Here is a 21,532-nt window from a genome sequence, read left to right on the forward strand (position 1 = left end):
TGTGCCTCCACTGTCGCGCGTTGCCCATCGGACAGGACACCGGTCAGCGCGTGCAGCGCGCGTAGCCGGGTCTGGTCCAGCTCGCCGGCCGTCAGGGCGTCGAGGGCGGCCGGGAGGCGGTGGGCGAGGTCCCAGGCCTGGTCAAGCCGGCTGGTCATCGTCCGCGGCGACTGACCCAGCTCGGCCGCCAGCTCGTCGCCCAGATACGGCGAGAACGGCTCACCCTCCCCGTCGCCGTCCAGGCACCGGCCGGCGGCCGGGTGCAGCTGTGCCAGCCGCACCTGCGCCCGGATCGCCAGCCCCTCCAACCGCGACGCCAGCCGCACGAGACCTACCACCAGATCGAACGCCTCCGCCTCCCCGCACGCCCCCAGACCCGCCAGCAGCTCGTCGAAGACCCCACCCACCGCAGCCAACCGAGCCACCAACCCACCACCCGCCCCAAGCCCATCGACAGCGGACCCATCGACGGCCCGCCCGCTGGTGGTCGGCCCTTCGAAGTCAGCGACGCCGACGACGGGCCTGTCACCAGGTGGAACGGACGTCGCCGGGGCAGCGGAGGTGTCGCTGGTGGTCGGCGAGTCGGCGGGACGCCGCGGGTCCGGGATCTTCACCGGATTCGCGGTGCCCTCCGCTGGCCCCGTTCCGGCCCACCGTGCCCGCGTGTCGGCACGTGATGCCGGACGGCGTGGTGTTACACGCAGAGCCGACCGGCCACCCCCAGGACCCGCCAGCCGCGACGCCCGATCCGACCGCGCCGAGCCGGTCGCGACAGCCGCGGCGCCGTCCGCGGTCGAGGAGTTCTGCGACAAGGGCACAGTGCCACCGCCCGGACCGTCGCCGCGCATTTCAAACATGCGTTCATCCTAGCCAGGAAAACGGAATATCACAAACCGCCAACCGCGCACCTATAAACAGCCACGAGGCCTTCGCATTCAATCCCGACGCACCTAGAAGTTAAACACCAGGAGGCCCGAAAAGAAGCCTTACCAAGAAGCTGGTACCGATATTCTTCTACGTATATGAAAACCGGCCGGCAGAGCACCGGGAACGCGATGAGGACGGTTACCTCCCACAGACGGCCACGTCCCTTTACACACCGCATCACCGCCCCAGTTCGGACCGCGGCGCCACGGACCTCGCAACCGGCGTCCTGGCCGCGCCCACCCGGGTCACCCCGTGCTCGTGCTGATCAGAGAGAGGCTCGCCGACGACATCGCTGACGGTCCTGAAAGTCAGCGGGCCGTTCCACTACCTGCCCGCCATCACCGGCAAGACCGCCGACCTCGAGCGCACCACACGCGTCCCGACCGTCATCACCACCGCCTCCTCGTCGAGATCAGGGTTCTCCCTCCCGGTGCGGCACCCACCACGGCGCGTAGATGTAGTCACCAGGACCGGCCTCGATCCGCATCTCCTCCGCGCCCTCCAGGGAGACGCAGCTGGGGATGGCCTTCACGACGTCGATCCCGGTCCCGGAGCTGCCATGGTGATGGTTCGCCGGCCTCGTCGCGGCGGCGACGGCGTCTGCCCCAGCCAGAGGTCGACGGGACCGACCGTGCCACCGGAGATCGTCTCGATCTGGCGCATGCCGGCCGGCCGCGCTCACCGCACCGGCCGCGCGGACAGCCCGACCGGCCTGATCCGGGGCGGCCGCAGCCGAAAGCCATCAGCCGGCGACGGACGAGGGTGTCGGCATGGGACCACCGGACCCGAGGCACCGAGGCACCGAGGCACCGAGGCACCGAGGCAAGGCGAGCACCGGGCGGGCGTCCCGCGGCCGCGCGACGAGGGCCGCTGGCTGTCGGGTCGTCCGGGCTGGGCCAACCCCCCGCGACCGTCGATGCGACCTTTGTTATCTTTTGCCTCATAGGCCCCTTGCCATGTGGGTCGTCCCACGGCGAGAGGTTGAGGCGTGCACGCAGACGAGCTACTCGCGGCGGCCGTGGACAGCACCGGGCTGTCCGACTTCGGCGACGACGAGGTCTTCGGCGGGGACGGGTGGCGGGACGGGCTTGCCCGACTGCTCGACGACCTTCCGGGGGCACGGTTCAACGAGCTGGGGCATGTGGCCCTCGGGCTCGAGATGGGCGCCTACCTCAGCCGCCGGCTGCGGATCGTGGACTACCACCGCACCAACCCGCAGATCCGGGATCTCGACATCGTCCCGCCGGTGATCATCGTGGGACAGGCCCGCACCGGCACCACGCTGCTGCACGACGCCCTCGCCCAGGACCGGGCCCATCGGGCGCCGATGACCTGGGAGGTCGAGCAGCCGGTACCGCCGCCGCGGACCGAGACCTTTGAGACCGACCCGCGCATCGCCGAGGCCGACGAGCTCTACGCCGCCACCGATGCGCTCATCCCGGGCTTCCGCAAGATCCACCAGCTTGGTGGACGGCTCGCGCAGGAATGCGGCCGGATCATGGGTACCGCGTTCATCAGTACGATCTTCCCTTACCAGTACCACGTGCCCAACTACATGCACTGGTGGCTGCACGACGCTGTCAGGGACGGCCACATCGCGGGCGCGTACGTCTGGCACCGGCGTTTTCTCGAGGTGCTGCAGAGCGAGCACCGTGGGGAGCGCTGGCTGATCAAGTGGCCGTCGCACATCTGGACGCTGCCGCAGTTGATGGCGGAGTACCCGAATGCCCTGCTCGTGCAGACCCACCGCGACGTGGCGAGGCTGGTCGCCTCGAACACCAGCCTGTCCGCCGCGCTGCGCGGCCTTCACTCCGACCAGGTCGACCGGGAGGAGACCGCGGCGCTGTTCGCCGAGCTGCTCCTCGACGGGGTCGAACGCTCCGTGGACGCCCGGCTCGACGGGACCGTCCCGGCCGACCAGGTCATCGACATCCAGTTCACCGACCTCATGGCCGACCCGATGGCGACAGTACGGGCAATCTACGACCGCTTCGGCCTCGAGCTGAGCCCCCAGAGCGAGACCCGGATGGCGGACTTCGTACGGGGCAACAAACGGGGCACGAGCGGGCACAGCTACGACTTCGCCGACACCGGGCTGGACCTCGCCGAGGTCCGGGCCCACACGGCCCGGTACACCAAGTACTTCAACGTCCCTGAGGAGGACGTGTAGCCGCCTCACCCCGGGGACACTCTTCTTCGTGCATGATCGTCGGAGGCTTGGCTTCCGCGATCGGGCCGAGGCCCGCGGCCACCAGGAGATCATCAAGAGTCCACACCACCCGCGATGATCAACTGGTGGCCACCCTGCGTCCCGAACCACCACGCCCGCATGCCGACCTGGCCAGCCCGCCGCAACAGCCAAAACCAACTGACCACAAATCCACGGCTGCTAGGTACCCGGGGGATGGAAGGCAGTGGCTGACGTTAGCGGGCAGTGTAGCCGCCGTCGATGACCAACTCGCTGCCGGTGACCCACTTGGCCTGGTCAGAGGCCAGGTAGACCGCTCCCCATGCCACGTCGTCGGGGTCGCCGGTGCCGTTGAGCGGATGGGCAGCGTTCAGAGCGATCCGGGCGTCGTCGAGTGGAAGTCCGCTGTCGGTGGCGTAGCGGATAACCATGTCGGTGAAAATGAAACCGGGGTGGATGGAGTTGACCCGGATGTTGTCCGGTGCGTAGGTGAGCGCGTCGTTCTTGCTCATCAGCCGCACGGCGCCTTTGGAGGCGTGATACGGCGGAATGTCTCCGCCGCCGACGAGGCCGTAGATAGAGGAGATGTTGATGATGCTCCCGGCGCTCGAGCGTTTCAGGTGCGGGATGGCGTGCTTTGTACACAGAAAGACTGCAGTGGCGTTGACGGCCATGACGCGTTCCCAGTCGGCTAACTCAAGTTCGTGGGTGGGTTTGTTCCTTCCTTCGATGCCGGCGTTGTTGACGAGGACATCCAGCCGGTTGTGCCGGTCGGCGATCGCAGCGAGGGTGGCGGCGACCTGGCTCTCGTCGGTCACGTCGCAGGCGAACGAGGTATTCGCACCGCCGAGTTTGCCCGCTGCGGCGTACGCTGCGGCATCGTCGAGGTCGAGGATCGCGATCGTGGCGCCCTCGTCCGCCATTCGGGTGGCGATCGCGAGCCCGATGTTGTTGGCGCCGCCGGTCACGACAGCGACCTTGCCTTCGAGTCGTCCCATGATTGCTCCTTTGGTGGTGTGTTCCGGGCTGCCGTGCCGGCCGGTGTCGGTGAGTCGGGCAGGCACGACTCGCTTTCATAGCGCGACGGGCAGTTCCCGGCTCGGTAGTGGCGTCCGCCAACGCACCAGTGCCCGACAGATTCGATGCGTCGCCAGGGCGGAACGCGCGGCAGAGGGGCGGCGGGCCGTAGCCGACCGTCCCTCGACCGGGCGTCAGAGGGTAACGGGCAGTTCCTTACCGAGCCAGTCTCGGTAGAACGTGCCGAGGTCGGGGGTGAAGTCGACCTCGACAGGGAATCCCGGGGGGACGCAGTCGGTGTCGAGCAGGGTTCCGCTGACGGGACAGAGGAATTCGCGGATCTCGACCAGGCCTGGATCGATGGTCATGTCGTTCTCGGGGTAGATCTCGAGCAGGTCTTCCCGTGTGCGGCGCACGATCATGCGGCACTGCATTTTCCAGTTGCCGTCCCATGGCCCGAGTTCGGCGCCGGCGATCGTCTTGACGATGGCGCTGCCGTTCTTGGCGACGATGAACAGGTTTTCCCCGAGTGGAAGCAGGATCTGCTCGTCCCAGGTTACGAGGCTCTGCCACGCGGCGATGGTCTCCTCGAAGCGGGTCTCGGACTTCGGTGCCCGCATTAGTCCGAGCAGTTCCTCCCAGCTCAGCTTGTTACGTATCAGGGCGTTGACGACTTCGGCGGAGCCGGTCGAGCCCTGTGCGGTGTGGGTCATGGTCGTTCGCCCTTCAGGAGGTGGTCGGCTTGGGGCGGCTGGACGAGTTGGGGAAGTAGAAGTCGGTTGGTGCGGGCGCGGTGAAGGTCGGCTCGCCGGTGTCGGCGTAGGGGAACTCGGCGATCTGCCAGAAGGCCTTGTACTGGTTTACGATCGAGTCCGAGAGCTTCGCCGAACGCGCGTACATGTGCGCGACCAGATCGGACACGTCACCGGTCCTGGCGCGCTCGCGCTCGGACTCCCACCATTCCCCCGCGGTTACCGACTTCGCCAGCCGTGCCGCGCGGCGTTCGTCTCTGCTGGCCGTGGTCGCCTCGGCCGATCCGCCGTAGCCGTAGGCGGCCTTCGCTCCGTCGACGGTCATCAGGCCCTTGACCAGATCCGCCTCGATCGCGCGGGTGTCGCGGGCGAGCGGGTCGCCGTACCCGACCCCGCCGTAGTAGATGATGCCGAACAGGTCGCCCTCACTCAGGTTGGGTGACCACTGGTTAAGCGGGCCGCAGTACCACTCGCGGGCGGTGAGCCGTCCGTCTTTGAGCATCTCCTCGGCCTCGTCGACCGAGGACGGCAACTTCTCCCCGGCCGCGATGAGGTCCTTGACGTTGGTGTCGGCGACCCACAGGCACTTCCACCCCGCGGGCGGGTAGCCGCCGAACAGGCCCTTGTGGAACACCCCGCCATTCATCGCGCCCGACGCGGAGAGGGTCACGTTGACCAGTTCGGAGCCACGCACGGTCCACAGTGACTGCCAGGCGGCACCGCCGCGGAACCGGCCGTAGCCGTGGTGGTCGGGCACGAAACTGCGTCCGAGGTAGACGTTCGGACCGACCATCTCCCAGGTCTCGGCGTCGCCCTGGATCCCTTCGGAGTTCCAGATCGGGCTGCCACAGTCCATCCCATCAGCGACACCGCGAGCGCCAAAGCTCTCGCCGGCCATCTCGAAGTTCTGGTAGCCGGTCGGACCGCCGAACTGGTCGAAGCCGGCCACCCCCACCATGCACGTCGGTGTGGACATGATGATCTCCTCGGGGAACCCCCGCGCGTACCAGCTGATCCCCATCAGCCGCCAGATGTTGGCGAAGATCGGAATGAGGGTCCACCACGCCAGCGAGGTCGCTACGCCCTTGTAGGTGGCGTTCACGATGGTGCCTTCGGGCAGGTACTGCTTCACTCCGAGGTAGGCGCCGTCGTTGACGCGTCCGTCGTAGGCCAGCAGCTGGGTGAGCGTGATCCAGAAGCCGCCGTTCATCGGGCCGGGCGCGCAGTTGAACGGATGGAAGCTCCAGCCGGTGGAGCCCTCGTAGTCGAGTTCCAGCTTTCCCTCGCCGGTGACGGTCATCTCTTGGCGGACGAGGTCGATGAAGTCGTTCTTGGCCAGCGGATGCACGTAGGGAACGTGGGTGCGCATGTGCACGGGCATGGTCAGGCCGCGGTAGGTGCCGGGCACCATCGTGGCGCGGACCCGCTTGAGGAAGCTGAGTCGGCCCTGGGTTCCCGGCACGCTCACCGTGCAGAGCCCGGAGGCTGGCTGGGACGGGATCTCGGTCCGCGGCTACAAATACGCCGGATCGGACGTGCCCGTCCCGCCGATGCGGGACTACATGATCGTCGCCTACCGGCGCGGCGCTACCGCGATGCACCGCCGCTTCGACTCACGTTGGTCCTACGAGGACCTCGCGCCCGGCGACGTGTCGCTCCTGACGCGGGCGTCCGAATCGCACTGGCGCTGGCCCGAACCCATCGAGGTCGTGCACCTGTACCTGACTCAACAGGCAGTGTCGTCGGTGTGCGGTCAGGTCTTCGACCGCGATATCGGCGACGTGGAGCTCCGCGACTTGCTCAAGGCGAACGACCCCGCCATCCACCGGACCGCGATGCTCATCGCCGCCGAGGCCGCCGCCGGCGGCCTCGGCAGCCGCTTGCTGGTGGAATCACTGTCCGCGCAGCTCATCGTGCACCTCATCCGCCGCCACGCCGACGTCACCTTCCGCGGGCGGCCCACAGACGGAGGCCTGACGTGTCTCCAGCTCCGCGCAGTGCGGGACTACGTTGCCGCGCACATCGGTGAGAGCATGTCCCTGGCCCAGCTGGCGGCCTGCGCGGCGCTGAGCCCCTACCATTTCGCCCGCCAGTTCCGCGTCGCTCGTGGGTGCAGCCCGCACGAGTTCGTCCTCCAGCAGCGGGTCGAGCACGCCCAGCGCCTGCTCAGCCGTTCCCGGATGCCGATCCGCGACATCGCACTGGACTGCGGCTTCTGTGACCAGTCCCACATGACCCGGGTCTTCAAACGCCACCTCGGCGTCACCCCACGGCAATACCGACTCGCCGCGTAAACCAGACCCTCGGTTTCCGCCCCACCCAGGAGTCCCGCATGCCCGATAATATCCAGGCGGTGTGGACACCCACTCCGCAGACCATCGAACGGGCGCGCATCACCCAATTCACGACCTGGCTCAGCCGCGAGCGCGGCGTCGATGTCGGCGAGGATTACCACCGGTTGTGGGTCTGGTCGGTGGAGCATACGGAGCCTTTCTGGGCCGCGGTGTGGGAATACTTCGACGTCGAGAGAGCCCCAGCCCCAACACCGGTCCTCACCGATGACCAGATGCCCGGTGTTCGATGGTTTCCCGACGCGCGGCTGAACTACGTCAACCAGATCCTGCGCCACGCCCGAGCGGACAGGCCGGCGCTGATCGACCACAGCGAGCCAGGCGGGATCGGCGTCCGCGAGTACAGCTGGGCGGAGTTGCTGCGCCAGGTCGCCGCCGTCGCGGCCACATTGCGCGGGATGGGTGTCCAGCCGGGAGATCGGGTCGTCGGCTATCTACCCCACGTGGCCGAGACTGTGATCGCCTTCCTGGCCACCGCCAGCATCGGTGCGATCTGGTCGGTCTGCGGACAGGACTATGCCGCGGCAGCCGCGGCTGCCCGGCTCGGGCAACTCGATCCCGTCGTGCTCGTCACCACGGACGGCTACCGCTACGGCGGCAAGGATCACGACCGCCGCGCGGAGGTCGACGTGCTCCGCGGCAGCATGCCCACCTTGCGTCACACGATTGTCATTCCCCGCCTCGGCCTAGACCACGGCCCGTCGGAGCAGGTCGCGAGCTGGGCGACCGCCAGCGCCGGGAACCACCCTTTGATTCCGACACCGGTGCCGTTCGACCAGCCGCTGTGGGTATTGTTCTCATCCGGCACCACAGGCCGACCTAAAGGCATCGTCCACGGCCACGGCGGCGTGCTGCTCGAGCACCTGAAATCCGCCGCGCTGCATCTGGATCTCGGCCCCGAGGACATCTACTTCTGGTATACCTCGCCCAGCTGGATGATGTGGAACTTCCAGGTTGCCGGCCTGCTCGTCGGGTCCACCATCGTCTGCTACGACGGCAATCCCACCTACCCAGGCCCGGACGCATTGTGGGAATTGGCCGCGCGCCACCGCGTGACGGTGCTGGGCACCAGCCCGGCACACTTGCAGTCCTGCCAGAAGGCCGGCGTCCACCCGGCCGCCGAATACGACCTGACCCGACTGCGCCTGCTCGGCGCCACCGGATCAACCGTGCCCGCCACCGACTACCAGTGGGTACATGAGCAGGTCGGATCCGACGTCCAGCTCGCCTCGACAACCGGGGGGACGGATGTCGTGACCGGCTTTGCCGGCGGCGCTCGAACCATGCCGGTCTGGCCGGCGCAGATATCCGCCCCGTGCCTCGGCGTCGCCCTCGACGCCTGGGACGAGAAGGGCAGGTCCGTCCGTGATGAAGTAGGAGAGCTCGTCGTCACGCGCCCCATGCCCTCTGTGCCGCTGTCCTTCTGGGACGACGCCGACGGTTCGCGGTATCACGGCGCGTACTTCGACGTCTATCCCGGCGTGTGGCGCCACGGCGACTGGATCACCGTCACCTCCCGCGGCACCATCATTGTCCACGGCCGCTCCGACTCCACCCTCAACCGCAACGGAGTACGGATGGGCAGCGCCGATATCCACCACGCCGTCGAACAACTCCCCGAAATCATCGAGGCCCTCGTCATCGGCGCCGAACAACCCGACGGCACGTATTGGATGCCCCTGTTCGTGGAACTCGCCGACGGCGGACAACTCGATCAGGAGCTCACCGCCCGAATCCGCGCGGCGATCCGCGACAACGTCTCCCCCCGACACCTCCCAGACGAGATCATCCACGCTCCAGGCGTCCCCCACACCCGGACCGGAAAGAAACTCGAAATCCCCATCAAAAGACTGCTACAAGGCGCCACCATCGATTCCGTCGCCGACCCCGCGACCATTGACCGCCCAGAACTCCTCGACTGGTACATCAGCCGCCGCCGACCGGGCATCGGCTAGGAGCCCAGCTCGACGACACCACCATCATAGCCATGCGAAATACAGGATATAGATATCGGCTCACCATCCGACTGAGATTGCGGACCTTCGCCCACGACGGAAGGTCCGCAGGGGTCTTGATGAGCGGGCCGTGCCAATACTTGACGATCGGCCCGACGCCGCGACCGGTCCCGCGGCCCGGCTCGTCGTCGCTCTCGCCGGAATTCACGCCGCCCGCAACAAGGAGTTGCGTCAGCGGGGCCAGTTGGTCGTCTCGATCGCGGCGTTGACCGCGGCACGCGTTCGGGTGACGAGATCATCGGCGGCGGCGGGGGTGACGGTGCCGTAGCCGCGGCGGCTCGAGAGTGCCGCGGCTACCACGGTGAGATCCGGATGACGACTGGCGACCCAGCGCGCTCCCTGCCGCTTTGAGCCCCAGATCTCAGTCTCGGCATACCGCCAGCCACGGCACGCGTTGAGGACGCGGTTAGGCGTCGCCGGCTCGCTGGTGTCGTGCCACGAGAGGGAGTCGAGGATCGCGCACAGCTGCCAGGCCCGGGGGACCTCCGTCAGCAGGTCCGCGGGCGGCGGGCCGTGCAGGGCCTGGCCAAGGTCGCGGCCGATCGCCAGGTCGAGCAGGAACCAGTGGCTCGGCTCGGTGGCGGGATCGGTCGAGACGTGGCGAGCGATGTCCGAGCCCGTGTTGAGGTTGAGCTGGAAACGAGGGTGGCGGGCCGGCCGCGAGACGTTCTGGATGTCGTAGCACACGAACTCGAGACGGCGGGCCGGGCACGGGAACACCGCATGGTCGAGCCCCTCGACGAGCCGGGTCAGCTCGACTGGTTCGAGGGCGCCATCGATGACCACCTGAACGTCGAGATCGCTGGGTCCCGGGTCGTAGTCGCCATAGGAACCCGAACCGAACAGGTAGACGGCCACCAGCCGCTCGGCGAACAGCCCCCGGAGTAACTCGACAACGCGGCGCAGATACTGAGTCTCCCGTTCAGGCAGCACGGTGGCCCCACCCATCATGTCGTCGGCCCGTGGATCCGGTCACCGACCGTCGGACAACCGAGCAAGCTCTCCTGTTAACCGTGCCACTTAACCGTGCCACGGACGTCGCGTCGACGACGGCCATACGTCGAGTCAGCTCCGCGAGCGCAGCCAACTGTCCGGATCGACCGGAAAGGCGACAACTGTCGGCCGCCCGACCTGTCGGCCCGACAAGCGGGGCGAGAAATGACTACCTGGTGGATCGAGGCTGAAGGACGCCGGCGGCATAGGCGCCGGGGATGATCTGCTTGCGCGGGCCGCTCATGCCGGATACCTCGAATCGCGGGTCGACGGAGTCACGTCGCGGGTCGGCGGGGTCACTGTCACGGGTTCAGCGAGCGGCCGCGTAGCCGTTGGCGGGCCGGGAAAGACCGAGCAGCCCGCGCAGCGTGCCCGCCTCGTACGCCGTGCGGGAGGCGCCGCGGACGCCTGGTGGGCCGCCGAGGACGGTCCCGCCCAGCGTGGTCTGCGACCCTCGCTCAGGTGGTCTGCACCGTCGGGGGATGCCCGTTCCAGGTGACGAAGCAGGAGGACGTGGCCGCGCCGTCACGGCTGAAGTCCACGCGCAGCCAGCCTTCGGCCTCCCAGGCCTGGACCCGCCAGTCCGGCTCCGGGGTCGCGGACACCAGCCGCGCCGAGGTCTCGGTCATCTCCAGCACGACCCGGCCGCCGGTCAGCTGGTAGCTCCGGACGGCGGCGCCGCCAGAGGTCGCCGGGGCCGACGCGGGCGGCCGCGAGACCTGCCCGCCCGCGGGTCCCGCCGGGCGGCCGGCGGCGGTCGCCCCGACTGCTCCAGCCCCGGTCCCTGGCGTGTCCCCCGCCGGCTCGGACGTCGCGGATCTCGCCGCGGCGTCGCCGGGCGAGGCGGTCGCCGACGCGCCGGGCGTGGGCGCGGCGGCGCCCGGAATCGCGGAAGCGGAAGGGGAGACAAACGGCCCGACCGGGACGGCCCGCGGTATGCCCGCGGCCGTGTCCAGGGGGAGCACCCGCTGGACGCCGAACCAGGACACCAGTACGGCCAGCCCGGTGCCGATGGTCCACAGGGCGAGGCGGCGCAGCGTCCTGGCCACCTGGGCATGGTACAGGGCGGACATATCGGTCGGCGGGCTCTACGGTACGGCGGTATGGCGACAGTGCTCGTGGTCGAGGACGATCCGTCGGTGCGGGCGGCGCTGGTCCGTCACCTCACGGCCGCCGGGCACGCGGTGCGCAGCGCCGGCGCGGCCCTGGACGCGATGCGCGAGGTCACGCAGGTCGGCTGCGACCTGGTCGTGCTCGACCTGGGGCTGCCCGACCTCGACGGCGCCGCCGCGCTGCGCATGCTGCGCGGCATCACGGACGTGCCGGTGGTGGTCGCCACCGCGCGCGACGACGACGCCAGCATCGTGCGGCTGCTCAACAGCGGCGCCGACGACTACCTCGTCAAGCCGTTCACGCCGCAGCATCTCAACGCCCGGGTCGCCGCGGTGCTGCGCCGGACGAGCCCGGCCGGACGGGACGCCGCGGGCCGGGCGACCGAGGCGAGCCCACCGTTGCGGGTCGCCGAGCTGCTCGTCGACATCCGTCGCCGGACGGCGACGCTGGCCGGCGCGCCGCTCGACCTCACCCGCCGCGAGTTCGACCTGCTGGCCTACCTCGCCGCCCGCCCCGGGGTCGTGGTGACGCGCGACGAGCTGCTCTCGGCGGTGTGGCACCAGGCGTACGGCGGTGGCCAGACCATCGACGTGCACCTGTCGTGGCTGCGGCGCAAGCTCGGCGAGACCGCCGCCAGCCCGCGCTACCTGCACACCGTGCGCGGGGTGGGCGTGAAGCTCGAGGCGCCCGCGTCATGAGGCGGGAGCTGATCCGCGTCTCGATCGCGGTCACGTCGATGGTGGCGCTGGCCTTCCTCATCCCGCTCGGGCTGATCGTGGCCCAGACCGCGCGCGACCGCGCCTTCGTCCGGGCGGAACGGACGGCGGCCGAGCTCGGCCCGGCCCTGGCGATCACCACCGACCCGTTCGCCCTCGACCGGGCGCTGGCCACCACCCGCGACGGCGCCGACGGCCTGGCCGCCGTCCACCTGCCGGCCGCGAACGGGGCCCTGACCACGATCGGCCCGTCGCGGGTGACGCCGGACCAGCTGGCCGGTGCCGCGACGAGCGGCCAGTCCGCGGTGGTCGACGCACCGGGCGGCTCGGTCCTGCTGCGTCCCGTGGCCGTCAGCGACGCGCGGATCGCGGTGGTCGAGGTGTTCGTGCCCGCCTCGTCGATGAGCCAGGGAGTGCGCACGGCCTGGCTGGTGCTCGGCGGGCTCGCGGTGGTCCTGGTGGCGATCTCGGTGCTGGTCGCCGACCGCCTGGCCAGCCGCACCGTGCGCGCGACCCGAGGGCTCGCCGCCACCGCCCGCCGGCTCGGCTCGGGCGACCTCGACGCCCGGGTGCCCACCTCGGGCACCGGGGTGCCGCCGGAGCTACGCGACGCGGCCGTCGCGTTCAACACCATGGCCGACCGGGTCCGCCAGCTGGTCGCCGCCGAGCGCGAGCTGGCGGCCGACCTGTCGCACCGGCTCCGGACCCCGCTGACCGTGCTGCGGCTCAACACCGCCGCGCTGGCCGACGCCGCGCTGGCCGACGCCGGGCCGGCCGACCAGGTCCAGCAGGCCGTCGAGCGGCTGGAGCGCGAGGTGGACCACATCATCCGCGCGGCGCGCGACCGTGGCGCCGGCGGGCCGGCCGCGGCGAGCTGCGACGCGACCGAGGTGGTCCGCGACCGGGTCGGCTTCTGGTCGGTGCTCGCCGAGGACCAGGGCCGCCCCTGGTGGCTGGCCGGAGCCGAGGACGAGGACGGCGATGGCGGCGGCGCGCCGGTGCCCGTCGCCCGGGCCGAGCTGGTCGCCGCGCTTGACGCGCTGCTGGGCAACGTCTTCCAGCACACCGGCGAGGGCGTCGGGTTCGCGGTCACGCTGCGGGCCGCCCCCGGCGCCGTCACCATCACGGTCGCGGACGCGGGTCCCGGCATCGCCGACCCGGCCGAGGCGATGCGGCGCGGCGCCGGTGCCGGCGGCGCCGGCTCCACCGGGCTGGGCCTGGACATCGCCAGGCGGGTGGCCACGTCGACCGGCGGCGAGCTGACGGTCGGGCGGTCCGCGCTGGGCGGCGCGGAGATCCGGCTGCGCCTGCGTACCACCGCCGGCCCCGGCGCGGGGCGGACGCGGCGGCAGGCACGGCGAAGGCGGCGCTGGTATCGGGCCGCCTTTCCCTAAGCCAGTCCTAAGAGACCTTCTCGGCTGCCTCAGGCCGAGCGGCGCCGGCCATCACGCTGGCTAGCGTCCGCCGCGGGGGTTCCCCAAGGAGGTCATTAACACGATGTCGTCGAAGCAGGGCCGGCACCGCCGACGCCGCCGGCAGATCATCTCCGGCACGGCGGTCGCGCTCGCGGCCGTGGCCGGGCTCGTCCTGGCACTCACCATTCCCGGCACCGCCTCGGCGTCGGTCTTCGGGGCGGCGTACACACGGACGGCGGCCTGGGAGACCGGCTACTCCGCCCAGTACAGGGTGACGAACACGTCCGGGTCGGTCCGTGGGTTCACCCTCGAGTTCGACCTGCCCGCCGGCGCGCGGCTCACCTCGCTGTGGAATGCCGAGCACCGGGTCGACGGCCAGCACGTGACCGTCACCCCGCCGTCGTGGCAGCGCGAGCTCGCCCCCGACGCGGCGGTCGACGTGGGCTTCGTGGTGAGCACGCCGGGCGGGGTCGTCGACCCGACCCAGTGCCGGATCGACGGCAGCCCGTGCGTGCCCGCCGGCGATCCGGCGGAGCCGACCTCGGCGCCACCGGTCACCACGTCCGCCCCGCCGTCCTCGTCGTCGCCGACGGCGTCCGCTCCGGCCGCATCCCCGTCGGCTCCGGCGACGACCACCGCGCCACCCGCCACCACCGCGCCCGGCGGCGGGGCCGGTCACTTCGCCCCCTACATCGACACCTCGCTGTACCCGCCGTTCGACCTGGTCTCGGCCGCGCAGGCCACCGGGGTCAAGACGTACACGCTCGCGTTCGTGCTGGCGGGCGGTGGCGGCTGCACCCCCAGGTGGGGTGGCGTGTCCGAGCTGAACCAGGACGGTGTGCCCGGCCAGATCGGCCGGCTGCGCGAGCTGGGCGGTGACGCGCGGGTCTCGTTCGGCGGCGCGAACGGCACCGAGCTCGCACACGCCTGCGGCAGCCCGGCCGCGCTGGCCGCCGCCTACGGCCAGGTGATCAGCGCCTACGGGCTGAGCCAGGTGGACTTCGACATCGAGGGCTCGTCGCTGTCCGACACGGCGGCCAATGACCGGCGCGCCCAGGCCATCGCCCAGCTCCAGCGGGACGCGGCGTCCCAGGGCCGGCGCCTCGACGTGTCGTTCACGCTGCCGGTGCTCCCCTCCGGGCTCACCCAGACGGGCGTGGCGCTGCTGGAGAACGCGCGGCAGCGCGGGGTCACGGTCGACGCGGTCAACGTCATGGCGATGGACTTCGGCGACGGCGTGGCGCCGAACCCCGACGGCCGCATGGGCGGCTACGCCATCGACTCGGTCACCGCCACGCAGGCCCAGGTGAAGGGCGTGTTCGGGCTGTCGGACACCGAGGCCTGGTCGCGGCTCGCGGTCACCCCGATGATCGGCGTCAACGACGTGCGCACCGAGGTGTTCCGGCAGTCCGACGCCCGCCAGGTCGCCGCGTTCGCCGCGCAGCACGGCCTCGCCTGGTGGTCCATGTGGTCGCTGACCCGCGACCAGCCGTGCCCCGGCGGCCCGGCCGACTTCGCCCAGGCGACCTGCAGCAGCCTCGACCAGCAGCCGCTGGAGTTCACCCGGATCTTCGCCGCCGGCGCCACCGGCTGAGCAGGCCCCGGCCGCGGCCACGCTGCCGCCGCGGCCGGCGTCGACGGTGGCCTCCTCCGTCCCCCTCCCGGGGCGCCGTCGACACCACCGGCGGCGTCGGCACCACTCGTGTCGACGCCGCCGGTGCCGGTGTTGCTGCCGGTGCCGGTGCAGTCAACGTCAACGTCGGTGGCGCCGGCGCGGCCGACGCCACCCGATCCTCACCATCAAGTCATCCCTGAGGAGACCCGTGATGCTGAACCGACGCGCCCTGCTGGTCGGTGGCGCCGCCGCGCTGGCCGGCGCCGGCATGGGCGGCGCCGTCGCGGCCACCCGCGCCGGCGGCGCGGGCCAGGCCACGCTGCTCGCCGCCAGCCAGGTGGCGGTCGACATCCCGGCCCATACCCCTGGCACGCCGCTGCCGCTGGTCATCGTCAACCACACCTACCGGTACGCCAACCGCGAGATCTGGTTCTACATCGTCGGCACCGACCTGGGCACCGGCCGGCAGGTCTACGGCCGAGCGGACGGAAGCGTCGCCGAGGTCGCGCTGGGAGCGGACAGCGGTGGCATCGCGATCCCACTGGTGGCCGACGGCGACACCGTGGCCGCCGTCCCCACCGGGATGTCCGGGCGGATCTATGTCTCGATCGGCGCGAGGCTCGACTTCCGGATCGTCGCCGACGGGGCGGGCAGGCCGGCGTTGCAGTACCCGGCCGGCTGGGTGCGGGACGCGCCCGGATACGCGGTGCTGCACGACTTCGTCGAGTTCACGCACAACGCGGCCGGCATGTTCTGCAACACCACCATGGTCGACATGTTCAGCGTCCCGCTCCTGCTGCGGCTGCACGGCGACGGTGACCAGACCACCGGCCAGGTCGTGCCCGGCGGCCGTGACGCGATCTTCGCCGCGCTCCGCGCGAACCCGGCGTTCGCCCCGCTGGTGACCGGTGACGTCCGGGTGATCGCCCCGGGGCATGGCATCGACGCCGGGCTGTTCCCGGCCACGTACTACGACCCCTACATCGACGCGGTGTGGAACCGCTACGCCTCGGGAGGGCTCACCGTCGACGCCGCCGGGCGGCGCGTCACCGGCCGGGTGGCCGGCGGCGCGCTGGCCTTCGACGGCGGGGTGGCCCCGTTCGCCCGGCCAAGCACCCGCGACGTCTTCTTCTGCGACGGCGCTCTCGGGGCACCCAACGACGGGGTCACCGGGCCGGTCGCGGCCGTGCTCGGGGCCGGGTTCAACCGCTCGACACTGCTGACCAGCGCCGAGCAGCCCGCCAGTGACCCGGGTGCGTATTACCAGGACGCCGTCACCAACCACTACGCACGAGTCCTGCACGAGCACACCGACAGCCACCGCGCCTACGGCTTCGCCTTCGACGACGTCGCCGGCCAGGCCTCCTACGTCGAGGACCACGCGCCGTCGCAGCTCACCCTCGTACTGACCCCGTTCTGACCCGTTCTGACCCGGGGCCGCGGCCCGCGGCCCCGGGCGCGGGTTTGACGCGACTGGCCGGCGCTGTCCGCGCCGCCCGCCCATGGCGGCCCTCACCGCCACGAGTAACGGTCAGCGCCACGGGCTTGTGACCTACGACCCCCTCCATTAGGTTAGGCAAACCTAATGCAGAGGGACCATAGTGGAGGACGCGGTGCAGCAGATGACGGGCGTTGCCAGCGGTGGCGCCGCCCCACGTCACCCGGCTGGCGCATGACCGCCCCGCGTTCCTCGGTCTGGCTGCGGTGCCGCGGGCGGCGTCCTGACGCCCGGTACCGGGTCGTCGTCTTTCCGCACGCCGGCGGTACCGCCAACGCGTACTGGACCTGGGCAGCGGAGTTCCCCGCCGACTGCGAGGTGTGGATGACGCAGTACCCCGGCAGGGAGAACCGGAGCGCCGAGCCGCTGGTGGACGCCATGGATCCGCTGGTGGACGGCATCGCCGCCGCCATCGCCGACCAGGCCCAGACGTGGGACACCGAGGCTCCCGCGGTCAGGCCTCACTCTGCCGGGACTCCCGACCGTGCCGGGACTTCCGATCCCGCCAGGACCGGAGTGCCGCTGGTGCTGTTCGGCCACAGCATGGGCGCGTCCGTCGCCCACGAGACGGCCCGCCGCCTGCGGGAACGCCGGCCGGGCCTCGTCCGGCTGCTGGTCGTCTCCGCGCGCGCCGCGCCGTCGGTCGCGAGCCCGGGCCAGGAACACCTGCTGTCCCGCGAGCGGTTCCTCGAGGTGCTCCGCGGCCAGGGCGGCACCGACGAGTCGATCCTCGAGCACGAGGACCTGCTGGACTACCTGCTGCCCATCATCCGCAACGACTACCGGCTGATCGAGACCTACCGGCCGCCGTCGGACGACCGGCTGCCGGTGGACATCCTCGCGTTCGCCGGCGCGGACGACCCGACGGTCCGGGTGGCGGACGTCCTGGCCTGGGCCGACGTGACAACGGCCTCCTTCGACGGAATGATCTTCCCCGGAGGGCATTTCTACCTCCGCGAGAACCCGGCCCCGGTCATCACCGAACTCGTACGACACCTGCGACTCGTCGATCAGCGGGAACCGTCGCGTGAGGCACGGTCGACTCCTGAGCCGACCTGGGAAAGCAGCCGGCCATCCGGCGACAGCGTCGATGAGATGGTGGTCGGTTGCCGCGCTAGAGGGCCAAAGGGTGTGCGAAAATGATCTTCCTTCGCACACCCGGCGGCCGTTGTCCCCAGGATCACTATAGGAGGGTGAGGTCGATGGCGTCGGCCATTGCCTGGTAGCCGGCGTCGTTGGGGTGCAGATGGTCGCCGGAGTCGTGGGTTGGGTCGAGCGCGTCGCCCATTGCCAGGGCCAGGTCGATGACCGTGTCGTACTCCCCCGACCCGTGGATCCAGGCGTTGACCGTGGTGCGCTTGGCCTCGCTGCTCGGGGTGGAGAACGCCGAGCCGCGTATGGGCAGCAGCGTCACCCCGACCGTGCGCAGGCCCGTGGCTCGAGCCCGCCGGGCCATGTCCCGGTGTCCGGCTATGACCTCCTCCGCCGAGACCTCGGTAAATGGCGCGAGGACTGGGAAAGGCGAGTCCAGCGCCACCTCGCTGATCCCGATGTCGTTGATTCCGGCGAAGATCATCACTGTGTTCACCCCCGGCTGGGTCAGCACGTCGCGGTGGAACCGGGTGGTGGCCCGGTCGCCCAGCCAGGGCGAGTCGACCATGACGCGGTTGCCTCCGATCCCCTGGTTCAGCACCGCCCGCGGCATGCCCGCGGCCACCAGCCTCCGCGAGAGCTGGTCGGGGAAGCGGTGGTTGGTGTCCTGGGTGCTGCCGGTTCCGTCGGTGAGCGAGTCGCCGAACACCACAATGCCGTCGTCGTGGTTGCCGTCGTCGTGGATGCCGTCGTGTTGGGCTCCGGCCACGTCGACCCCGACCAGGTAGTACCAGGACTGGGAGGTCTCAGTGAACGCCGTGTCGTCCGGGTCCGCGCGGTGGTCGCCCGTCGCCCGGTAGGCCGTCGCCAGCGCCTGGGCGTGGTAGGTCGCGGGCCCGGAAGGCTCGGCCAGGTACGCCGTGACGGTCACCGAGTCCAGCGCATCGGCAGGAAAGGCGACCCCATCGGTGGCCAGGTCGGAGCCGGCCGGGACGGTAAATGTCGCATTGCCGCCCACGGTCAGCTCCCGCAGGGTGTTGGGCTTCACCGCGGCACCACCCACAGTGACTGCCACAGTAAGGCCCGTGACGCGCAGGGGAAGGGTCCCGTAGCGATTGGACAGCCGTATTCTCAGCGTCTCGCCGCCGATGCTGAGCCGGACAACCTGGCGGATGGTCTGGTCGGCGAAGCCTTCCTCGGACCAGTTAGGGGCGAAGCCGGCCCCGGGCCGCTGCGGCGAGGTGGTCCAGGCGGCCGTCCAGCGGTGCTTCTGGCCGCTCATGCGAAGAATCCAACGACGGTGCGGATCCGGTTCTCGGCGAACTCCACAAGGTCGTAGCCGGTGGCCACGGTGCCTAGCCGCCAGGTGAACAGCGCGCGGTCGTGGTGGGCGCCGAGCACCACGTCGAGGGTGAACCGCAGGTCGCCGAACCTTTCCTGCGCCTGGCCGATCGCCTCCGACAGTGCGTCGTGGCCTCGCAGGCCGGCGTAGTCGGGGTCGGTGTAGACCGAGTCCTCCGTCAGGACAGATGTCATGAGCGTCTCCCGGGCCGCGCTGTCCCGCTCGTTCCAGACGTCGAGGTACTTGAGGATCAGGTCAGTGGTGCTCACGCGCTGGTTCCTTCCAGAACGGGGGTCCGCGGTGTTTCGGCGGCGGGCTGGGATGGCTTGAGCGCGAGGGCGATCAGGCCGCCGACGACGGTGGCGGCGGCGGCCGTCCATCCGGCGGCGTGCAGGCCGTGGAGCGGGTGGGGCGAGCCGGTGACGATCGCGACGAAGACCGCGAGGCCCAGCGCGCCGCCGACCTCCTTGGCGGTGCTGGCCAGCCCCGACGCGACGCCCTGCTCATGGGGCGCGACGCCGGATCCGGCGGACGCGAACAGCGTGACAAAGGCGACGCCGCCGAACAGGCCCCACACCACGCTGCCGGGCAGCAGGGTCCAGAAACCGCCCTCGGCGGAGGTGCCCGCGACCATGACAGCGATGCCCACGCCGGTTCCGACCGTCGACACCGCGAGCGTCGCGCGGATTCCCCAGCGGTTGAGCAGCGGCGGGGTGACCTTGATGGCGGCGACCATGCAGGCGAGCGTGAGCGGCAGGAACGTGAGTCCTGCCCGCAGCGAGCTGTAGCCGAGGACGGGTTGCAGGTAGGTGGTGAGGATGTAGAAGCCGCCGCCGAGCGTGCCCTGGAAGACGGCAATAACGATCATGGTGGTGGCGAGGTTCCGGCCCCGCGCCAGCCGCAGGGGTATCAGCGGATCGCGGGCGCGGGCCTCCACAATCAGCAGCAGCACGAGCATGACCACCCCGGCGGCCAACGCACCTGTGCCGCGCACCGAGGCCCATCCGGCCTCCGGGCCGGACGCCAGGCCGAACACGAGTAGTGCCGCACCCGCCGTGGCCAGCACAGCCCCCAGCGCATCGAACCCACCGGCGGTGCGGCTCGGGTCGGCGGGCAGCAGCCGGGACCCGGCAAGGACGCAGCCGAACGCCAACGGCACGTTGACGAAGAACACCCATTCCCAGCCCAGGTAGTTGGTCAGCACCCCGCCCAGCAGCGACCCGGCGGCCAGCCCCGCGCTGCCGGCCATACCCCAGGCGCCCAGCGCCCGGTTGCGCGCGGGCCCCTCCGCGAACCCCCGGTAGATGAGCGTGAGCGTCGCCGGAGTCAGCAGAGCCCCACCCGCCCCCTGAACCGCGCGGGCGGCGACGAGTGCCTCGGGACCAGGAGCCAGGCCACCCGCCAGCGACGCGACGCCGACAGCGCCAGCCCGGTCATGAACATCCGGCGCGGCCCCAGCCGGTCCACGGCCCGCCCGCCGAACAGCAGCAGGCCGCCAAGCCCGACGGCGTACGCGCTGACCACCCACTGGACGGACCGCGGGCTGAAGTCCAGCGCGTCCCCGATGTCGGGCAGCGCCACGTACACGATGTTGTAGTCAAGCGCCACGATCAGCTGGGTCACGGCCAGCAGCGCGAGGCGAAGTCGTTCTCGCTCCATGATCCTCATTCTCTACACGCAGAAGATTTACTACACGGTGTTCAGCATCGATGCGCCGTACAGTAACGGAACGCTGTAGAGTGTCAAGGGTGACCGACCACACCCCGAGCCGCCGCGACCGGCTGCGCGCGGAGACCAGCGCCGAGATCAAGGCGATCGCGCTCAAGCTCATGGCGGACGGCGGCCCCGACGCCATCTCGCTGCGCGCCATCGCCCGCGAGATGGGCATGACGGCCGGCGCGATCTACAGCTACTTCGCCACCCGCGACGACCTGATCACCGCGCTGATCGGCGACGTCTACACGTCCGCGATCCAGACCCTCGAGTCCGCCAGGGACGCCATGCCGGAAAGCGATCCGGGCGGCCGGATCATGGCCTGGGCGCAGGCCATACGCGCGTGGGCCCTCGCGAATCCCGAAGGCTTCCGGCTCATCTACGGCGACCCGGTGCCCGGTTACCACGCACCCGACGACGGCCCCGCCAAGGACGCCGAGCTGCGCGCCTGCACCGGACTCATCGGTCTCGTGGCCGGCGCCTGGCCGGCGGCCCACGCGCTTCAGCCGAACGACCGGCAGTACATCTGGACCGATTTCGACCCGGGTCTAGCCGCCCACGTCCAGACGGACTTCCCGGATCTTCCGCCGGCCGCAGTGGCACTGGCCCTGCGCGTGTGGGGCCGCATGCACGGCCTCATGGCCCTCGAGATCTACGGCCACCTGCGCACACTCATGCACGATCCGGCGACCGTCTACCGCGACGAGATGCGCGACCTCATCGCGTCCCTCGGCCTCATGCCCCCGGCCCCCTCCCAGACCCCGTTTCACTGACGGCCGACAGAC

General features: G+C 70.6%; 16 protein-coding genes and 2 pseudogenes. 9 read left to right on the plus strand and 9 right to left on the minus strand.

Translation table 11 applies throughout. From position 1 onward, the window contains the following. Positions 1-425 (minus strand): annotated as a pseudogene (locus BCD48_RS42515) (HNH endonuclease signature motif containing protein); the annotation flags it as partial. 1,490 nt (positions 426-1,915) lie between these two features. On the opposite strand from BCD48_RS42515, the gene BCD48_RS42520 reads away from it, so the two are divergent. After that, positions 1,916-3,097, plus strand: coding sequence for a sulfotransferase family protein (locus tag BCD48_RS42520; RefSeq protein WP_071054131.1), 1,182 nt, complete (start codon positions 1,916-1,918; stop codon positions 3,095-3,097). A gap of 254 nt (positions 3,098-3,351) precedes the next feature. Here BCD48_RS42520 and BCD48_RS42525 read toward each other — a convergent pair whose 3' ends face one another. The 3 genes from BCD48_RS42525 to BCD48_RS42535 form a co-directional block, all read right to left on the minus strand. After that, on the minus strand, positions 3,352-4,113 hold the full coding sequence (locus tag BCD48_RS42525; protein WP_071054133.1) for an SDR family NAD(P)-dependent oxidoreductase: 762 nt from the start codon (positions 4,111-4,113) through the stop codon (positions 3,352-3,354). Positions 4,114-4,326: 213 nt separating this feature from the next. Beyond that, positions 4,327-4,845 carry an acetone carboxylase subunit gamma gene (locus BCD48_RS42530; RefSeq protein WP_071054135.1) on the minus strand — a complete coding sequence of 173 codons (519 nt, stop codon included), beginning with the start codon at positions 4,843-4,845 and terminating at the stop codon, positions 4,327-4,329. 13 nt (positions 4,846-4,858) lie between these two features. Next, positions 4,859-6,352 carry a hydantoinase B/oxoprolinase family protein gene (locus BCD48_RS42535; RefSeq protein WP_131804232.1) on the minus strand — a complete coding sequence of 498 codons (1,494 nt, stop codon included), beginning with the start codon at positions 6,350-6,352 and terminating at the stop codon, positions 4,859-4,861. Here BCD48_RS42535 and BCD48_RS42540 point away from each other — a divergent pair. Beyond that, positions 6,312-7,178 (plus strand): helix-turn-helix domain-containing protein, encoded by an 867-nt coding sequence (locus tag BCD48_RS42540; RefSeq protein ID WP_131804233.1) that lies wholly within the window; start codon positions 6,312-6,314, stop codon positions 7,176-7,178. The two genes, BCD48_RS42535 and BCD48_RS42540, sit on opposite strands and share 41 nt — an antisense overlap. Before the next feature lie 38 nt (positions 7,179-7,216). Continuing rightward, positions 7,217-9,190 (plus strand): acetoacetate--CoA ligase, encoded by a 1,974-nt coding sequence (locus BCD48_RS42545; RefSeq protein ID WP_071054139.1) that lies wholly within the window; start codon positions 7,217-7,219, stop codon positions 9,188-9,190. A gap of 231 nt (positions 9,191-9,421) precedes the next feature. Here BCD48_RS42545 and BCD48_RS42550 read toward each other — a convergent pair whose 3' ends face one another. Beyond that, positions 9,422-10,183, minus strand: a complete 762-nt coding sequence (locus tag BCD48_RS42550; protein ID WP_198543627.1) for an aminoglycoside adenylyltransferase domain-containing protein — start codon at positions 10,181-10,183, stop codon at positions 9,422-9,424. A 518-nt stretch (positions 10,184-10,701) separates the two neighbouring features. Then, positions 10,702-11,316 carry a hypothetical protein gene (locus BCD48_RS42555; RefSeq protein ID WP_071054143.1) on the minus strand — a complete coding sequence of 205 codons (615 nt, stop codon included), beginning with the start codon at positions 11,314-11,316 and terminating at the stop codon, positions 10,702-10,704. A 30-nt stretch (positions 11,317-11,346) separates the two neighbouring features. Here BCD48_RS42555 and BCD48_RS42560 point away from each other — a divergent pair, with 30 nt between their 5' ends. The 5 genes from BCD48_RS42560 (at position 11,347) to BCD48_RS42580 (ending at position 17,743) form a co-directional block, all read left to right on the plus strand. After that, positions 11,347-12,054 carry a response regulator transcription factor gene (locus BCD48_RS42560; protein WP_071054145.1) on the plus strand — a complete coding sequence of 236 codons (708 nt, stop codon included), beginning with the start codon at positions 11,347-11,349 and terminating at the stop codon, positions 12,052-12,054. Continuing rightward, positions 12,051-13,466: a sensor histidine kinase gene (locus BCD48_RS42565; protein WP_071054147.1), complete on the plus strand. Its 1,416-nt coding sequence runs from the start codon at positions 12,051-12,053 to the stop codon at positions 13,464-13,466. The genes BCD48_RS42560 and BCD48_RS42565 overlap by 4 nt, the downstream gene beginning before the upstream one ends. A gap of 103 nt (positions 13,467-13,569) precedes the next feature. Next, on the plus strand, positions 13,570-15,081 hold the full coding sequence (locus BCD48_RS42570; RefSeq protein WP_071054149.1) for a cellulose binding domain-containing protein: 1,512 nt from the start codon (positions 13,570-13,572) through the stop codon (positions 15,079-15,081). 232 nt (positions 15,082-15,313) lie between these two features. Then, positions 15,314-16,522: a beta-1,3-glucanase family protein gene (locus BCD48_RS42575; protein WP_071054151.1), complete on the plus strand. Its 1,209-nt coding sequence runs from the start codon at positions 15,314-15,316 to the stop codon at positions 16,520-16,522. 252 nt (positions 16,523-16,774) lie between these two features. Next, complete coding sequence (locus BCD48_RS42580; RefSeq protein WP_071054154.1) at positions 16,775-17,743, plus strand: thioesterase II family protein; 969 nt, start codon at positions 16,775-16,777, stop codon at positions 17,741-17,743. A gap of 40 nt (positions 17,744-17,783) precedes the next feature. On the opposite strand, the gene BCD48_RS42585 is transcribed toward BCD48_RS42580, so the two are convergent. The 3 genes and pseudogenes from BCD48_RS42585 to BCD48_RS42595 form a co-directional block, all read right to left on the minus strand. Next, positions 17,784-18,974: an SGNH/GDSL hydrolase family protein gene (locus tag BCD48_RS42585; RefSeq protein ID WP_071054156.1), complete on the minus strand. Its 1,191-nt coding sequence runs from the start codon at positions 18,972-18,974 to the stop codon at positions 17,784-17,786. Then, a complete protein-coding gene (locus BCD48_RS42590) occupies positions 18,971-19,303 on the minus strand; it encodes a nuclear transport factor 2 family protein (protein WP_071054158.1) in 333 nt (110 codons plus the stop codon). Before BCD48_RS42590 ends, BCD48_RS42585 begins: the two co-directional genes overlap by 4 nt. Further along, positions 19,300-20,702, minus strand: a pseudogene (locus tag BCD48_RS42595) (MFS transporter). Before BCD48_RS42595 ends, BCD48_RS42590 begins: the two are co-directional and overlap by 4 nt. Before the next feature lie 80 nt (positions 20,703-20,782). On the opposite strand from BCD48_RS42595, the gene BCD48_RS42600 reads away from it, so the two are divergent. Then, on the plus strand, positions 20,783-21,520 hold the full coding sequence (locus tag BCD48_RS42600) for a TetR/AcrR family transcriptional regulator (RefSeq protein ID WP_241842415.1): 738 nt from the start codon (positions 20,783-20,785) through the stop codon (positions 21,518-21,520). Positions 21,521-21,532: the final 12 nt, after the last annotated feature.

Origin of the sequence: Pseudofrankia coriaricola (assembly GCF_001854805.1) — a bacterium.
GTDB lineage: Bacteria > Actinomycetota > Actinomycetes > Frankiales > Frankiaceae > Pseudofrankia.